This is a genomic window from Mycobacterium sp. (assembly GCF_032159765.1).
Classification (GTDB): Bacteria; Actinomycetota; Actinomycetes; order Mycobacteriales; family Mycobacteriaceae; genus Mycobacterium.
The window spans coordinates 19,658-35,647 of sequence record NZ_JAVHWM010000062.1; the positions used below are offsets into that span (position 1 = coordinate 19,658).

The 15,990-nt window shown below is 66.0% G+C and carries 16 protein-coding genes; 7 read left to right on the forward strand and 9 right to left on the reverse strand.

All coding sequences use genetic code 11. The features are described 5' to 3' along the window. The first annotated feature begins 72 nt into the window (after positions 1-72). Both QOH60_RS07550 and QOH60_RS07555 read left to right on the forward strand, forming a co-directional pair. A complete protein-coding gene (locus tag QOH60_RS07550) occupies positions 73-1,437 on the forward strand; it encodes a flavin monoamine oxidase family protein (RefSeq protein ID WP_526418708.1) in 1,365 nt (454 codons plus the stop codon). Positions 1,438-1,555: 118 nt separating this feature from the next. After that, positions 1,556-1,942: a nuclear transport factor 2 family protein gene (locus QOH60_RS07555; RefSeq protein WP_526418710.1), complete on the forward strand. Its 387-nt coding sequence runs from the start codon at positions 1,556-1,558 to the stop codon at positions 1,940-1,942. A gap of 4 nt (positions 1,943-1,946) precedes the next feature. Here the strand turns inward: QOH60_RS07555 and QOH60_RS07560 are convergent, their stop codons facing one another. Then, positions 1,947-2,477: an aromatic-ring hydroxylase C-terminal domain-containing protein gene (locus QOH60_RS07560; protein WP_526418712.1), complete on the reverse strand. Its 531-nt coding sequence runs from the start codon at positions 2,475-2,477 to the stop codon at positions 1,947-1,949. A 40-nt stretch (positions 2,478-2,517) separates the two neighbouring features. Further along, the gene (locus QOH60_RS07565) at positions 2,518-2,841 is read right to left on the reverse strand and encodes an FAD-dependent oxidoreductase (RefSeq protein WP_526418714.1); all 324 of its coding nucleotides are present in this window, start codon (positions 2,839-2,841) and stop codon (positions 2,518-2,520) included. Positions 2,842-2,889: 48 nt separating this feature from the next. Between QOH60_RS07565 and QOH60_RS07570 the strand changes: the two genes are divergently transcribed. Beyond that, positions 2,890-3,294: a hypothetical protein gene (locus tag QOH60_RS07570; RefSeq protein WP_526418716.1), complete on the forward strand. Its 405-nt coding sequence runs from the start codon at positions 2,890-2,892 to the stop codon at positions 3,292-3,294. Between the two features lie 228 nt (positions 3,295-3,522). Next, positions 3,523-3,963 (forward strand): STAS domain-containing protein, encoded by a 441-nt coding sequence (locus QOH60_RS07575; protein ID WP_526418718.1) that lies wholly within the window; start codon positions 3,523-3,525, stop codon positions 3,961-3,963. 19 nt (positions 3,964-3,982) lie between these two features. Here the strand turns inward: QOH60_RS07575 and QOH60_RS07580 are convergent, their stop codons facing one another. Further along, entirely contained in the window at positions 3,983-4,408 is a 426-nt protein-coding gene (locus tag QOH60_RS07580; RefSeq protein WP_526418720.1) for a hypothetical protein, read from the reverse strand. Next, positions 4,398-6,539, reverse strand: coding sequence for a RyR domain-containing protein (locus QOH60_RS07585; RefSeq protein WP_526418722.1), 2,142 nt, complete (start codon positions 6,537-6,539; stop codon positions 4,398-4,400). Before QOH60_RS07585 ends, QOH60_RS07580 begins: the two co-directional genes overlap by 11 nt. A 274-nt stretch (positions 6,540-6,813) precedes the next feature. Between QOH60_RS07585 and QOH60_RS07590 the strand changes: the two genes are divergently transcribed. Together QOH60_RS07590 and QOH60_RS07595 are read left to right on the forward strand one after the other, a co-directional pair. Next, positions 6,814-7,551: an alpha/beta hydrolase gene (locus tag QOH60_RS07590; RefSeq protein ID WP_526418725.1), complete on the forward strand. Its 738-nt coding sequence runs from the start codon at positions 6,814-6,816 to the stop codon at positions 7,549-7,551. A gap of 24 nt (positions 7,552-7,575) precedes the next feature. After that, on the forward strand, positions 7,576-8,034 hold the full coding sequence (locus QOH60_RS07595; RefSeq protein WP_526418727.1) for a MaoC family dehydratase: 459 nt from the start codon (positions 7,576-7,578) through the stop codon (positions 8,032-8,034). A gap of 22 nt (positions 8,035-8,056) precedes the next feature. On the opposite strand, the gene QOH60_RS07600 is transcribed toward QOH60_RS07595, so the two are convergent. Genes QOH60_RS07600 through QOH60_RS07610 form a run of 3 tightly spaced genes read right to left on the reverse strand, consistent with a single transcriptional unit; the run spans position 8,057 to position 11,383 of the window. Next, on the reverse strand, positions 8,057-9,523 hold the full coding sequence (locus QOH60_RS07600) for an aldehyde dehydrogenase (protein WP_526418730.1): 1,467 nt from the start codon (positions 9,521-9,523) through the stop codon (positions 8,057-8,059). Beyond that, positions 9,520-10,560 (reverse strand): phosphotransferase family protein, encoded by a 1,041-nt coding sequence (locus tag QOH60_RS07605; protein WP_526418732.1) that lies wholly within the window; start codon positions 10,558-10,560, stop codon positions 9,520-9,522. Before QOH60_RS07605 ends, QOH60_RS07600 begins: the two co-directional genes overlap by 4 nt. A gap of 13 nt (positions 10,561-10,573) precedes the next feature. Continuing rightward, positions 10,574-11,383 (reverse strand): class I SAM-dependent methyltransferase, encoded by an 810-nt coding sequence (locus QOH60_RS07610; protein ID WP_526418734.1) that lies wholly within the window; start codon positions 11,381-11,383, stop codon positions 10,574-10,576. 24 nt (positions 11,384-11,407) lie between these two features. On the opposite strand from QOH60_RS07610, the gene QOH60_RS07615 reads away from it, so the two are divergent. Further along, entirely contained in the window at positions 11,408-12,556 is a 1,149-nt protein-coding gene (locus QOH60_RS07615; RefSeq protein ID WP_526418736.1) for a glycosyltransferase family 4 protein, read from the forward strand. On the opposite strand, the gene QOH60_RS07620 is transcribed toward QOH60_RS07615, so the two are convergent. Together QOH60_RS07620 and pgfA are read right to left on the reverse strand one after the other, a co-directional pair. Continuing rightward, the gene (locus QOH60_RS07620) at positions 12,553-14,277 is read right to left on the reverse strand and encodes an MmpA family trehalose lipid delivery protein (protein ID WP_526418738.1); all 1,725 of its coding nucleotides are present in this window, start codon (positions 14,275-14,277) and stop codon (positions 12,553-12,555) included. The two genes, QOH60_RS07615 and QOH60_RS07620, sit on opposite strands and share 4 nt — an antisense overlap. A gap of 7 nt (positions 14,278-14,284) precedes the next feature. Then, on the reverse strand, positions 14,285-15,646 hold the full coding sequence (pgfA, locus tag QOH60_RS07625) for a cell envelope lipid trafficking protein PgfA (protein ID WP_526418740.1): 1,362 nt from the start codon (positions 15,644-15,646) through the stop codon (positions 14,285-14,287). Between the last annotated feature and the right edge of the window lie 344 nt (positions 15,647-15,990).

Consider the following 15,990-nt stretch of genomic DNA (forward strand, 5'->3'; position numbering starts at 1 on the left):
TGTTCATTCTGGCTTAACTAGCAAACCTGCGAATGTCGCCCGCCAACTATTGACGTGCGTGATAGTTGACGCATGGTCGACGTCGATTGTTGCGTGATAGGTGGGGGTTTTGCCGGCTTGTCCGCCGCGTTGCGGCTCAAGCAGGCCGGCCGTTCGGTGGCGTTGCTGGAGGCTCGCGACAGAGTTGGCGGGCGCACCTTCACGGAGATGCGCGACGACGGGTCGTGGATCGACCGCGGTGGCGCGTGGGTCGGCCCCGGACAGGATCGGATCTTGGCGCTGACCCGTGAGTTCGGCGTGCAGACCTACAAGCAGTACACCGGCGGTCAGGCGATGATGGTCGTCGACGGCAAGCAGTACCGCTACACGGGCACCATCCCGCTGACCATGAGCCCGTGGGCGGTGGCCAACATCGGCGCGGCGTTCCTCGAGATCACGCAGATGTGCAAGTCGATCCCGCTGGACGCGCCATGGACGGCCAAGAACGCCGAGAAGTGGGATCAGATCAGCCTGGCCAAGTGGCTGAACAGCAACACGCTGTCCAAGCCCGCGCATGATCTGCTGGAGACCGCCATCGCGGGGTGCTACACGTCAGCGGCGTCCGAGGTGTCGATGCTTTTCGTCCTGTTCCAGATGGCGTCGGGCGGTGGGCCCGGCTTCGTGCTCGGCGGCGAGGGCGCCTCGCAGGACTCTCGAATCGTGGGCGGGATGGGCGCGGTATACGGCCCGATGACCGCGGAGATCGGCGATGCCCTGCATCTGTCGCAACCCGTCAGGCGGATCGAGCAGGACGGCGACGGAGTGACGGTGCGCGCTGAGGATATGACGGTCCGCGCGCGCCGGGCCGTCGTCGCGGTGCCGCTGGCCATCGCCAGCCAGATCCTCTATGAGCCGATGCTGCCGATGGACCGGTCGTTCCTGCACCAACGAATGCCCAGCGGAGCGATCTACAAGATCAACATCGTCTACGACGAGCCGTTCTGGCGCGCAGACGGGTTGTCGGGACAGTCGGCGGCGCCGGGATCACCGGCGACGATCACGATCGACGCGTCGACGGACAAGGAGCGGCCGGGGGTTTTGTGCGTGATCGTCGAGGGGCCGATCGCGCGCGACCTCGGCAGGCTGGACAGTTCGTCGAGGCGTACCGCGGTGCTCGGCGAACTGATGAAGCGGTTCGGCGACAAGGCGGGATCTCCGGTCGACTACATCGAGCAGAACTGGAGCATCGAGCGCTATTCGGGCGGTGGCATGCTCAGTCATGCGGGAACCGGTGTGCTGACCGAGTTCGGCTACACCCTGCGCGAACCGTGCGGCCGCATCCACTGGGCCGGCACCGAGAGTTCGTCGGTGATGTGCGGCTGGGTCGACGGAGCGGTTCGTTCGGGTGAGCGCGCCGCCAATGAGGTGCTGGCCGCCGAGACGGTGTCAATGGCCTGAGGATGTCACGCCCATAGACTTTCGCTGATTTCCTTCGTCAAAGCGCTGGGTGGACGACAATCAGGTGTTCGGCCTCCACCGGGCGGTCTCGAATGTGTCCCGCAGAAAAGGATTTCGCGTGTCCCAGCAAAACATCGAACTTGTCAAAAACGGTTACGAGGCGTTCAACGCCGGCGACGCTGAAGCGGTGATGAACCTGTTCGACGACGACGTCGAGTGGATCCAACCCGGCAACAGCGCGGTGAGCGGGACCTATCGGGGCAAAGCCGAACTCGGCGAGTTCCTGATGCGCTTGGGTGAAAAGGGAATGACGGCGACAACACGCAGTTTCCTCGCCGACGGTGACACGGTCGTCGCCTTCACCGAGGTATCGATTGCCGGCGAGGTGGGCCAGGACGCCGACGTTTTCACGGTGCGTGACGGCAAGGTAGTCCACGCGCAGGTCTACGCCGACACGGCGATGCTCGAGCGGGTCTTCGGCGTCAAGGAGGTCGCGGCCGGATAGTCGTTCAGTCGAGCCGCAACGTCAGGCTGATGTGGTCGATCAGCTCGTCGATGTGGGCGGCGGCCGACCGGAAGCTGATATAGCCGTCGGGTCTCACGAGGCACACCGCGGGTGAGATACCGGTTTCGGTGAAACCGTATGCCGCGGCGAGGTTTCCGTCGGCATCGGCGAGAACGCGCCCCGAGCAATGGCCCGCACCCGGTGTGACGACGTAACCGCGGACTTGCGCTGCGGTGCGGCGTTGGACCGCATCGACGAGCTCGAGTGCCGCGGGCACGGCATCGGGCGAGGCGGCCCACACCAGCAAGGTGTGGCCGGGGTGACGGAAGAGTTCGTGGCAGCGCAACGAGACGCCGAGTGGATCCTGCCGCAGTCCTGCGGCGTCGGGCGCGCGCATCCCGGGCCGCGGTTCGGCGGTGTGCTCTCCGCCGACGATGGGACTGTCGGGATAGCCGAGCAGTAACTGGGCTTCGCGCAACAGGATTCGCGTGGTATCGGTCTCGCCGGCGCCGATGCCCTGGCGTGCGGCGCGCACCGTACGTCCGACGACTTCCTCGCCGACGGGGTGGCGCTCGTCATGGCGGCATCGCCGGGGCCGCCTTCCCCCGAACCGCGACTGCGAGCTTCCATCCCAGGTTGTACGCGTCCTGCAATCCGGTGTTCATCCCTTGCGCGCCGGTCGGCACATCGGCGAGCATGTATTCCTCAGGGAACGCGTCGCCTTCGAAACCAATCCCCAACGATTTGCGCACGATGCTGTGCACGCCGACCGCCTTGGCCCACGGCGCGATATCGCTGCGCTTGTCGACGATCATCACGTCGATGCCGCGCCGGCGTAGCTCGATCGCGGCCATCAGCCCTACGGGTCCCGCGCCGACGATCAAGACCTCGGTTTCCACTCAAGGCACTTTACGAGGCGCAGGTGACCTACCATCTTTCCGCGTGACTTGCTCTTCGCGCGAGCGCTCATCGCTGTGACCGACGAGCACCCGTCCGATGAACCCGACACCGCGGAGTGGTACGAGCGGCGCGGCGTGATCGTCGCCGCCGGTGTCGCAGGTGTGTTGGCAGTGATCGTGATCGTGTACGCGGTACTGCACACATCCGAGGGCTCGACGGGCCCGTCAGCACCCTTGTTCATCACGACCTCGACCACCACAACGTCGTCTCGACACCTCACCACCAGAACCCCCACGAGCGACAGCCCGACGGGCAGCTCGTCGGCCACCATGATCTCGCCCTCCGACGCCTCGACGGAGGTTCCGACGGAACCGGAGCCGGCTACGACCACCAGCGCGACATCGATGTCGGTGATGTATCCGACGTCGACGACGACGCGCGGTGGTACCTAGGCGCGGCCTCCCCCGATCGGGGGATAGGGCGTTAAGAAAGCATTAGAAGTCGGGGCGGCTTCGATGGTCCTGCCCGTGTGCAGCGGCATCTGCGCTACGCTCATCCAAGGTTGAGATGACAGCCCGTACCGAGCGTTTGAAACGCACTAGATAACAGGCTGCGAATTTGTCTATTGGTGTATTTGGCGTTTCCGGCCAGAATCGACGACAGGCTCAAAGGGTAGATCAATGAGGGCTGTGCATTCTCAGGCAACGGCTGAACCACTTCATCTCGGTACATCGGTCATCGAGTGTGGTCTCGCGTATTTGACGGTCCAGGTTTACAACTGGCTGACCGTGATGTCTATCGGCGGTGAAATCGACGCGACCAACGCCGACGAATTGAGGGGCCACGTGACCCAGCGTGTTCCCGAAGACGGCGCACTCATCGTCGACATGGTCGAGACCGAATTCATGGGCATCGACGGCTTGCGGACACTGTTCACGGTGAACCTCGAGTGCCTGCGCAATGACACGCGGTGGGCGCTGATCACGAGCCGGTCTGTGAGTCGTCTGCTCCGGATCGGCGACCGGGAACGCCTCGTTCCGGCGGTCCGGTCGGCCACCGAGGCACTGCACTGCGTGCGCCGCTCGAAGCGCGGCCGCGGCAAGTTGCAATTGGTGACCTGACGGCAACGCCGCCGACTCGCTATTGCTGCGCCTGCGGGGTGACTCCCGCCTTCTTGTGCTTCTGTGGAAATGACTCGTAGCTGGCGCGGAACTGTGCGTCCGGAACCGGCCACTGCTCGCCCTGCGCGCCTTGCACCACCCAGTCACCGGCGTTGGCCACGCCTTCGCCCTCCAAGGTGGCCACGACTTCTCGTTTGATCACCCGTCGCGCCAAGACGGTGCCCGACCGGCGGTACCTGTCCGGTGCCACCTGTTCGTGGGTGGACTCGAATACACCCGCGGCCACGGACCGTTCGGAGCCGGAGTCGTCGGTGACCGCCCAGTCACCGGGCTGCGCCTCCATGACCTCGCCGGTGGATGTCTGCCAGGTCCAGCCATGGTCGCGCTTCTCGGCGGTGACCTCGCCACGGCGCTGATAGCGCTGCCACTTAGCGTCAGACGACATCTTTGATGATTCCTCCGGCCTCCTGCTGAGCAAGTTTAGGCACCGACCGGTAACCCAGGCTGCGCAGGCAAAGCAGCACACTGACGAGACTCGACCGCGCCTGATCGACGAAATCGCTGCGATCCTCGGCCAGTTCGGCCCATGGCCGCAGGCCGGGATGGTGGCGTTTGGCGTCGTTTCGATCGGGCGCATACTTCCAGCCCGACTCTCTGTAGAACCTGCACCAGTCTTCGTGCTCGTGTTGGATCATCCGGTAAACGGTGTCGGCATCAAATCCCAGGGCTTCGAGTTGCTCGATCGGTTCCATCGCGTCGAACGTCGGCGGAAGCCGGTCAGCGGATTCAGTTTCCAGACTGTTCCAGGTGTGCTTCGCGATCGTCTCCACCATCCACAACGCGTTGTGAATCTGTCGGCGGTTGGACTGGCGATAGAACCGGCTGAGCTGCGGCCATGGCCGCGTGCTCGGTTTGGTTCTATCCCTTCCGGCGCTGAAGTGCTCGTGCACCAACTCTGCTGCCCGCTCCCAAACATCCTGGGGCGCCGAGCGTTCCAGTTCCATGTTGACCGGAAAGCTGTAGAGGTGTCCGACGATGGAGAAGTCGGCCAGCGCCGATGAAACCGCGGACACGGCGTACACCCGTAGTTTGGGCAATCTGGCCGCTAACCGCGTGGCAATCGTCTCCATCGACGGATCCCCAAGAACCACAGCAAGATCGGACAAATCATCGCGGGCAAATGCCGTGATGGCGTCGACGGTGGGATCGCACTCCAGCGGCTCGACCTTCAGGCCTTTGCCGTCGGGCGCCATCCTGTCCTGCCTCATGTTGTGGTCCTCGACGAAGCTGCGCGCTCCGTCGGCGAAGATGATGACCGTCCTGGGAGGCACGACACCGGGCTTTGCATGAAGCGACTGGTCCCGCTCAAGTTGCGCCAGCTCGGACGCGAGTGCGTAGGTGAGCGGGTGCAGGCCACAGAGCACCACCGTCGACGGCGGATCCATCTCAGGTTCGGCGGGGTTCCTCGTGGTCATGTGACGCACCAACTTGGCGGCCGTGAGCTCGAACCGTCCCACCGCATCGGCCACCCACCGACGTTGGACGTTGGCGAGAAAACTTCGGCGCCACACCTCCGCCTGCCACGGGTCGTCGATCCGCACGATCAGCGGGAGCCGGATCCGATCGTGGTCGAGCTCTTCCAGATGTGCGTCGACAACCCGGAAGCGCATCAGGTTCTGCACAGGATCTTCGGAGAGCAGATACAGCCGCTGAAGCCGTGTCCAGAGCCGCAATCTGGCCATCGCCTCCGGTTTGTCGAGATTGACCACACGCACTTTGGCGCCAAGGCTGCGCACGGCACTGGCCGCTAACGTGCTGTCGTCCTTGGTGACCGCGACAAGTGTCTCAGAGGGCGCGAGCGTGTTGGCGATCGCGCGGATCATCGAGACCGTGTCGTCGTCGACCCCGACGGCGACGGTCACCGAGTGCGCCCGCCAGATCGCGAATCTGTCGACTTGCGAGCGGAACAGGGTCAGCGCCGCAGCCAGCCCCGCGGTCAACGTGGTCGCGATCGCCAGCAATCGGGCGATCTCGAGCGCGATCGGAACCTGTTGGCACGCGGCCACACTGTCGGGGCCGAACCTGTCCTCCACGTTGCCCGCGAACAGTGCCAACGTCCAACCCAACGGCGCAAAGAACGGGGTCTCGCTGTCGTAGTTCGATGGATCCGGGGTGCCGTAGCAGCGTGCGTAGGCGCTCCATCCGAGCAGCACGGCCGAGGCGGCCATCACCGCGAGGAAAAACAGCGGTGAGCCGGTGACGGGCCGTTGCCCCTCCGTCCGGCCCATGATGATATAGGCGAGCGGAAAGGCAAGCAGGACCACGACCGTCACGTAATTTCCGGGCGCACCGAACCATTCGATCCACCTAGGCAGTGCCGCGCCGACTCCCGGGAACAGCGCACGCGCACAGACGTATGCGACCGCGATCACGTAGCCGGCAACAATCGCCCGTTGGGCGAGCACCCGTCGGCTGGCATCGCGGTAACTGATCACAATGCGTGCGACACCGTCTTGCACCACGCGCAACGGCGACCGCTTGCGGGACGATGAGTCCCGGCCCGCCGACGCCATCATCGTTGCATCCTCACACCGCCAGGGCCCTATGTCCGTGCTTTGACGGCAAGTGTCGCGCTGCCCGACGGACCTCGTGCGTACGGGGCTACGCTCGATTCCATCCTGACACCGGAAGGCCTTGACGATCACGATGTCCGTGCAGACGAAGGCCGTCGCTGCCTATGTCAGAGCAACCCGAAAGCGGCGATACGCCACCACAGAGCAAGCCGAGCGGCTCCTTGCCCAACCGAAAGGATCGTCGGCACCGCCGCGACGGCTCGCGAAGAGGTTCCGCGTGAGCACGAAAACCGTTGACGGATGCGATGTTCACGTCGTGAGCCCCGACGTCGCTCGCCACTCGGGTGCGGTGATCTACCTGCACGGCGGGGCGTACATCAACGAAATCCAGAGGCTGCACTGGAAGTTGATCGCAGACATCGCAGCACAGGTCGGCGTCGAGGTCTGGGTGCCCATCTACGGGCTGGCGCCGCAGTATCACGCCGACGACGCGATCAGGTTGATGCACAAGGTCCTTGACCTGGCGTCGGGCCGCGGTCCGACGTATCTCATCGGTGACTCCGCCGGTGGAGGCCTGGCGCTGGCCACCGCGCAGTCCTGGAGCGAGACAGGCGGGGCTGCGCCGGTGGGGCTGACGGCGATCGCGCCCTGGCTGGACATCGGCTTGCGCAACCCGGACATCGCGGCACTCGAGCTTCGCGATCCGTGGCTGTCGACGACGGGTCTTCGGATCGTGGGCCGGGTGTGGGCGGGTCGCATGTCGCTCGACGATCCCGCGGTCAGCCCCATTCTCGGGGACCTCACCCGGCTCCCGCCAACCGACATGTACGTCGGAGACCGCGACATCACGCTCGCCGACTGCCGCGTTTTCCGTGACAGGGTGCCGCGGGGTCGGCTCGAGTATCACGAGCAGCCCGGCGGGTTGCACGTGTACCCCCTTCTTCCGGTGCCGGAGGGCCGCGCGGCGCGAAGGGACGTGCTGGACCGCATCCAGACGGCGATGGCTAAGGTCTGAGTCAGCGGAGCGAAGGAGAAGCCAATGAAGGTGATTTCATCGGTCGACGAGGCCGAAAGCCTTGTCGGACAGGAACTCGGAGTGGGGGAGTGGCACGAGGTTGACCAGAAGCGGATCAACGAGTTCGCCGACGTGACAGGCGACCATCAGTGGATTCACATCGACACCGAGCGCGCGAAGACCGAAAGCCCGTATGGCACAACCATTGCGCACGGTTTCCTGACCTTGTCGATGATCCCGGCGATGAGCAAGGACAACTTCCGCGTGGAAAACGCGAAGATGGCGATCAACTATGGGCTGAACAAGGTCCGCTTTTTGGCCGCCGTCCCGTCCGGGGGCCGGATCAGGGCACGCTCCGAGCTGGTCGAGGCGGCCAAGGCGGGAGAGGGCATGGTGAACCTCACGGTGCGCCAGACCATCGAACTGGACGGCTCCGAGAAGCCGGCGGCAGTCGCGGACACCATCGTCCGCGTGATCTTCTAACTCGTTCGGCCGAGGGTGCGCGCTATTCGATCGTGTAGCCCATCGGCAGCAGCACGCTCTTGAGTTGGCAGAAATGCTCGATGCCCTCCGGACCGTTCTCGCGGCCGATGCCCGAATTCTTGTAACCCCCGAACGGGGAGCCGGGATCGAAGGCGTACCAGTTGATTCCGTAGGTTCCCGTACGGATCTTCTGTGAAATCTCAATGCCTTTCGACACATCGGTGGTCCAGACGCTGCCAGCCAGCCCGTAGACCGAATCGTTGGCGATGCGGACCGCGTCGTCTTCGTCGTCGTATCCGATGATGCTCAGCACCGGCCCGAAGATCTCCTCCTGGGCGATCGTCATCTTGTTGTCCACGTCGGCGAATACGGTCGGCTCGACGAAATAACCGCTGTCGAGGCCCTCGGGCCGGCCGCCGCCACAGACCAGGCGTGCGCCCTCCTCCTTGCCCTTGGCGATGTAGCCCTCGACGCGCTGGCGTTGCTTCTCGCTGATCAGCGGGCCGATCTGGTTGGCCGGGTCCGACGGCGGCCCGACCGGGAGTGCCTGCACGAAAGCGCTTACCGCTTCCACGATTTCGTCGTACCGGGAGCGGGGCGCCAGTATCCGGGTCTGGTTGACACAGCCCTGGCCCGCGTTCATCACGCCCGAGAACACCAGCATCGGGATCGCCGAAGCGAGGTCGACGTCTTCGAGGATGATCGCCGCCGACTTGCCGCCCAGCTCCAGCGTGCTCGGCTTGAGCATGTCGGCCGCGCGCTTGCCGACCTCCTTGCCCACCGCCGAACTTCCCGTGAACGTCAGCATGTCCAGGTCGGGATTCGCGGTCAGCGCCTGCCCGGTCTCCACATCGCCGGGCACTACCGACAGCACTCCCTCGGGCAGGCCGGCTTCAGCGAATACCTCGGCGAGGGCGTTGGTGGTCAGCGGGGTCTCCGCGGCGGGTTTGAGGACCACCGCGCAGCCGGCGAGCAGCGCTGGCCCGAGCTTGTTGATCGCAAGGAACAGCGGCACATTCCACGCGACGATCGCGCCGATCACGCCCATCGGCTCGCGCGAGACAATCGATTGCCCGTAGGACCCGTTGCGGATCTCGGTCCACTTCACCGCATCGGCGGCGGTGGCGAAGAAGTTGAGCGCGCCCATCGAGCCCGCCCAGTGCATCGTCTCGATGATCGTCGCCGGCTGTCCAGTCTCAGCAGTCAGCAGGTAGGTGAAGTAGTCCTTGCGGTCCTCGAGCAGCTTGGCCACGGCCTGGATCACTGCGGCCCGCTCGGCGGGCGGGGTGGACGGCCACGGACCTTCGTCGAAAGCCTTGCGCGCCGCGGCAACTGCTGCGTCGACGTCGGCGGGGGCGGCCAGCGGCACCCGGCCGACATATTCGCCCGTTGCAGGCGAATGCACCTCGATGACCTTGTCGGTCGACGGCTCCACCCATTTGCCGCCAATGAACAGCTTGTCCCACTCGGTCTTGTACTGCTCGGTCATGTTTCTCCTGTCGGGTCATCCAACAAATCAGTCAGCGTTTTGAAAGCATTGGTGCGCAACGGGCTTCGTAGCATGTCGACGGCATGAGCCAGCGCGGCGCAGGTGATGTAGAAGTCGAGGTGCGCCGGGGCGTAGCCGGTGATGTCGGCGTATGTAGCCGCGACTTCTGCCGGACGCAAGAAGTCCGGCAGACCTCGCTGGCCTGCGGCACGCGCTAGGTCGTCTGCGAACTGATGGTGGAAAACGATTGCGCCGAGGTCCAATTCGCGTGGGCCCAGGGTGGCGTGACGCCAGCTCGTCAGCGTCGCCGAGCCGAAGTCGCGGTATATCGCGTTGTCGATCCGGGCGTCGCCCCAGCACAGCACCGGCGCAGGCTCCACGGGCCAGCGCTCACGCAGCCACCGCAGGCCACGCTCGATGAGCGGCGCCTGCAGCCCCCGGCCGCTGACCGCCTCGTACCGCTCGGCGATCCGCCGGACGTGTGCCGACAGCGCCGACTCCCCGGGACGCCGACGGTCGAGGAACGCGAAATCCGACGGCACCGCTGCGTGTACGCGGGCCAGTTGCTCAAGGATGGCCCGCTGCATCTGTGCCCTTTCGATCACCGTCGCATCGGCGATCCACGACCCGAACGTGTACGGCGTTTCGTACTTCGCCGTCGTAAGCCCGTCGAGACGGGTCATCACGAAGAACGGCACTCCGAGCGGTCCGGCGTCGTCTTCGCACCAGAGCACCGACGGCACAGCCGGCCGCATCAGCTGGGTGCCAAGCCGCTGAAGCGTGAGGAACTGCCATCGCGCCTCCAGCTGTGGCGACCAGTCCGATGTGGATGCCAGATGCACGACGAGTCGGCGTGGCTGGCCGTCCCACCCGGCGTCGACGAGCACGGTGTTATGCGCTGTCACCCGAGCGGAGGCCACGGCCGCACCCGACTGCCGGGCCGCCAGCCACCGTTCGAAGACGGCGCGCAAACCCTCCGGGTCGCCCAGCGCTGCGCTGATGGTTTCCGGTAGGGACGACGGGGATCGCACTGCCATGTTGTGGCCCACATTACAGAGCCCCGGGTGCAAAACGAGAACCTGTTCCAGTCTTCGGCCGTTCGGGCTGAAGCACCAGCACCAGGTTGCTCACCGCGAACTCCCGAAACCAGGGGATACGGGTCATCCACCAGGCCCATCGCGGGTGGTAGCGGGGAAATGCGGCGATCAGCGCCCCGGTGGCACGGGCCCACCGCAGACCGTCGGCGACCGACAGGGCGAACAGCGACGAGCCGTAGTTGTTCTTCGCCGGCCTGCCGTGCCTGCGCGCATACCAGCGCGCCGCGCGCGCTCCGCCGAAGTAATGCGTCAGACCCATCTCGTGACCACCGAACGGGCCGAGCCAGACGGTGTACGACAAGACGGCAAGGCCGCCGGGCTTCGTCACTCTCAACATCTCGTCGCCGAGTCGCCAGGGCGCGGGCACATGCTCTGCGACGTTGGACGACAGACAGATGTCGACGCTGTCGTCGGCGAAGGGCAGTGCCATCCCGGACGCGCGGACGAACCGGCCGGTCGTCAGGTCCACGCTCGGAGCCGCGTGCATCTCGGCGGGATCGGGCTCGACGCCGACGTAGTCCAGTCCTGCGTTCGCAAAGGCCGTCGCGAAATATCCTGGACCGCCTCCGATGTCCAGTAGCAGGCGTCCCTCGGCGCCTTGGCCGTGCGCGCCGCGCCACAGATCGTCGACCAGCATCGCGGTGTCTGCGGCCAGCGCGCCGTAGAAGCGGTCGGGACGACGTTGTTCGTACCGGAATTCCGAGAGCAGCCGAAGCGACCGGCGCAACGTCGCATGCTGGGCGAAGGCTGCGGTCGCACGCACTGCCGTCACGCTACGCTGAGCCTGATGGTTGGCTCCGTGCTCGTGCTCTGCTGGCGTGACGTCGGCCATCCCCAGGGCGGCGGCAGCGAAACGTACCTGCAGCGCATCGGCGCCCAGCTGGCCGCGGACGGTGTGTCAGTAACCATGCGCACCGCGCGCTATCCCGGGGCGGCCAGGAACGAGGTCGTCGACGGCGTCACGATCAGCCGGTCCGGCGGCCGGTATTCGGTCTATGTCTGGGCGATGCTGGCGATGGCCGCCGCGCGGCTGGGCCTCGGCCCGCTGCGCGACGTGCGCCCCGACGTCGTCATCGACACCCAAAATGGGTTGGCGTTCTTCGCCCGCCTTATCTTCGGGCGCCGCGTTGCCGTGCTGGTGCACCACTGCCACCGGGAGCAGTGGCCACTGGCCGGCCGTCTGCTCGGGCGGATCGGTTGGCTATGCGAGTCGACGGTGTCGCCGCGCGTACACCGGGACAACCAATATGTGACGGTGTCGCTGCCGTCGGCCCGTGACCTGATGGTCCTCGGCGTCGACGCCGACCGGATCGCGGTGGTCCGCAACGGCTTGGACGACGCGCCACCGCACACGCTCCGGGTCCTGAGGTCGAGTACTCCGCGGGTGGCTGTGCTCTCCCGGCTGGTGCCGCACAAGCACATTGAGGATGCGCTCGACGCACTCGCGGTGCTCACGACCAGGATCCCCGACGTTCATCTGGACATCGTCGGTGACGGCTGGTGGCGCGACAGGTTGGTTGCGCACGCGGCAAGACTGGGCGTCAGCGGCTCGGTCACCTTTCATGGACACGTCGGCGATTCAGCGAAACATTCTGTGCTGCAACGGGCCTGGGTTCACGTACTGCCCTCGCGCAAAGAGGGCTGGGGCCTCGCGGTGACGGAGGCGGCGCAGCATTGCGTGCCGACGATCGGCTATCGCGCGTCCGGCGGTCTGACCGACTCGATCATCGACGGTGTCACTGGCGTTCTCGTGGACGATCACGCCGGATTGGTGGACACGCTCGAGTGCCTGCTCACCGATCCTTCGATCCGCGACGAGCTGGGCCGCAAGGCGCAGGCGCGCAGCACCGAATTCTCCTGGCGGCAGAGCGCCGATGGAATGCGCGTGGTGCTGGAATCGGTGTCGGCCGGGCGGCTGGTCAGCGGTCTGCTTTAAGGGGCAGCGTCCGCCGTCGAGGACGTGACGAGCCCACGGCGCCGTTCGCGAACCGCAGTCACCGCCGTGCCGACGATTCCGGCAAGCAGCGTCGCCAGCCACACGAGGTGGGCGGACACCATCACCGCGCGTTGACTCGTCGACGCACCAGCCCTGTCGCCGCCGACCCGATAAAGGGTCATGTCCGCATCACGGTACGCGACCGGAATCTTGGTCAAAGCTTTTGCAGCCGAACCTATTTCACCAGCAGTACCTGATTCGACGACGACCCAGCCCACACCGGATCGCGCCAGCTCGGCCGGCTCGGCACCGTCAAGCAGCAGCCGCTGGATCTCGCGCGCGCGGCTGCCCTCGCCAACGACCGTCCCGCCCGAGATCGTCAGGTCACCGGTCGAGAACACGTGCGCGCGCACCCAGCGCGGCAGGGGATCGAGTACGGGCGCCGGGCCGGACCAATCGAACCTGCGCATCACATCAGCGGGCAGCACTGCGACAGGACGCGGATCGGCGTTGATCCGCGACGAGACCGCCGCCCAACCGGCCGGATACCGCACCGGCGTGATATCGCCGCCGACACCCCAAGCCAGGCCTGGCAAGACCGCGATCAGCGCCAAGCAGCAGACGGTCGCGATGGCACCTGCCGGCGCCCATCGCTTCAGCGTCAGCACGGCACCGGCGGCAGCCAGCGCGTAACCCGGCATCGCCAGCGCCACCCATTTCTGCCCGTCGCGTACGACCCCGAGACCAGGCAGCGCTCGCACCATCGTCTCCACGGCGGCGATGCCCGGGCCGGTGGCCATCGCGGCCGGCACCAGCACCGCGACGAGGGCCAGCCCGAGCAGAGCGACCGCCGCCGGTCGTCTCCGCACGGAAGGCAGGCCGATGGCCACGATCGCCACCAGCACCAGCGAGCCCACAACGGCGAACAGCGTCGCGCGCAACGGCGGAACCGCCTGTGCATTCCAGATGCCGCCCAACCCTGCGAGGCTGCCCAGGGTGCCCAGACCGGGCTCGGCCCTGGCCGCGAAGGGCGCGATGCCCGGCTGGCTCGATGACAGCGACCCGGCGACGACGCTCGCGATCACCCATGGCAACGCGACCGCTAGCGCGACGCCGAGCGTCACGACAACGCAGCGCACACGGGACTGGCCGTCTCCAGGCACCCCGATGCACACGATCGTTACCACCGCCGCCAGCAACAAGCCCGTCGGCGTCAGTCCGGCCACCGCGATCCACAACACCAGCGGCCACCACGCTGCTTGGGAGCTTTCCCGTAGCCGCAGCATCGCCGCCGCGGCCCACGGCAGACAGCCGTAGCCAACGAGCAGACTCCAGTGGCCCTGCAGAAGCCGTTCGGCCACATAGGGATTCCAGATCCCGACAGTCGCCGCGACGAGTTCGGCGCCCAGCCCGCAGTCGGGCAGTACCTGCGAGGCCAGCCGGGCAGCGCCCCAGCCGGCCAGCCACAGCCCGACGATGAGCAAGGCCTTCACCACGACGCCGCCGTCGATCAGGTGGGAGGACAACGCCACGGCGAAGTCCTGTGGCAGCGCGCGCGGCGCCGACTCGCCAAGCCCCAGTGCTTCGTCGGACAAGTACGACCGCGGTGTCGACACGGCGTCCCGCAGCAGCAGATACCCAGGCGCGAGCAAGGGTGCGGTGATCACGAGCACCAAAACGAGGGCATAGGCAGGCGCCAGCCAGCGCCGCGTCACAGACACGCCGGCGTTATGGAGGCGGTGGTGCCTGAGAAGGCGGCTCGCGGGGTGAGCGCCGCTGCGTGGGCAGCTTCTCCGTCTCGGCTTCCGCACCGGGCGGGCGGCGTTCGCCGCTAGACCCGCGCGGGCCGAGGAACTCGTGGCCCGCGGTGTCGAGGCCAGGGTCGATCAGCGCGGTTTGCGCGCGCAGCGTGAACAAGCCCAGCAACGCGCCGCCGACGAGCGCGACGATGCCCAGCGCGGTGAAGGTGATCGGCAAAATGCGGCCCACCAGCGCGATCTGGTCACCCTGATCTCGCGCCGCGTTCAGCTGCGACTCGACCGTGTCCTGAGTCGATTCGATCGAGTACTTGACCAGGGTCCGGATTTTCTCCGGATCCAGCGGGTTTTTTTCTTTGCACACGTCACCGTCGTCGCAGCGCACGAAGTAGTGGAATGCCTGGTCCTTTTCCTTGACGATGATCCCGGTCACGGGGTCCACCCAGAAGTCGCGGAACGCGGCGTAGTACCGGGTCATCGTGATGCGCTTGTCGGCCGGCTCGTTGTCGAAACCCCACTCCGCCGCGCGAGCCGTGATCTTGGAGTCGACCGTTGGATCGGCGAAGCGAGACTGATACTCGACCGGCTGCACGACGTCGCTGGACGGCTTTTTCGGCAGATTGCCGCCTGCGTCCAGCCCCACGCTCTGGGTGAAGTGATACGTCTCTAGGCCAAGGACGTCTTCGGTGTCCTTGAAGGTGGTCTTGAACGGCTTCTGAGCGATCGGATCGAAGTACTCATACGAACCGTCCTTGCTGACGTCGATGGGAAACCGGTAACTGAGGCCCTGGTGCTTGACGGGTTGAGGGTCCGACGCATCGGGCTTGGCCGGCACGGTGAGGTCGCGTGGCTTGGCCAGCCAGCCATTTGGCCCGTCGCCCTGGACGGCCGTCGCCGTCGTCCGGTTCAGCGTGACGGTGTCGATCATCGCGAGAAGCAGACCGGCGTCACCGATATCGATGCGCCGCAGCGTGGTGCCCATCTGCACGGTGACCTCGTTGTCGTTGCTGGGCCGGTCGTGGCCGGACTCCGAGGTGATCTGCTGCTGTTGGACCAGATGCTGATCTTTGACGTCGTCGATGACGACCTTGGGTTGCTGCCTCGGGGGCTCTGGCTCGCCTTCGGGGGGCTTGGGAGGCTCCGGAGGATTCAGGTACTTGGCGTTGAGCGCTTGGCCATTGCCTTCGCTGGTCAACGTCGTGTCGATGTTGAGCGGGATCTTGGCGACCTTGTTCACGGTGTACACCCCGAGGAGTAGCGCGGCCATCAGGAGAGCCGCTCCGAGGCCCAAGATCACGCACGCGGCGAGACGAAGCTTCGCTGCGCGGTCCAAACCATGCCTCCTTCCGGCCGTCGCCCGTTCGCGCTGAGCGGGTAACGACGACCGATCCAATGACCAGCCGCCGAAACGCTCTTGGTCCTGCTCCTCACGTCCGCTGCTTCCGACCAGCCAGTGGAGGCAAACCCGTTCGACCCTAACAGCAGAATCTAAAGCCGTGATTACCCCGACGCCTTAACCGCCGAACCAACCCGCGGCCCCGCGTTTCGCCGGCGTGGGCGCGGTGACCTCTCCTCTTCGCGCAAGCGCTCATCGGCCAGGCACACTGGTCAGCGTGTCGCCCACGACCCTCTACCCCACCGAGGCGGTCGGCGGCACCCGTAGTTTCGTGCCCGCGG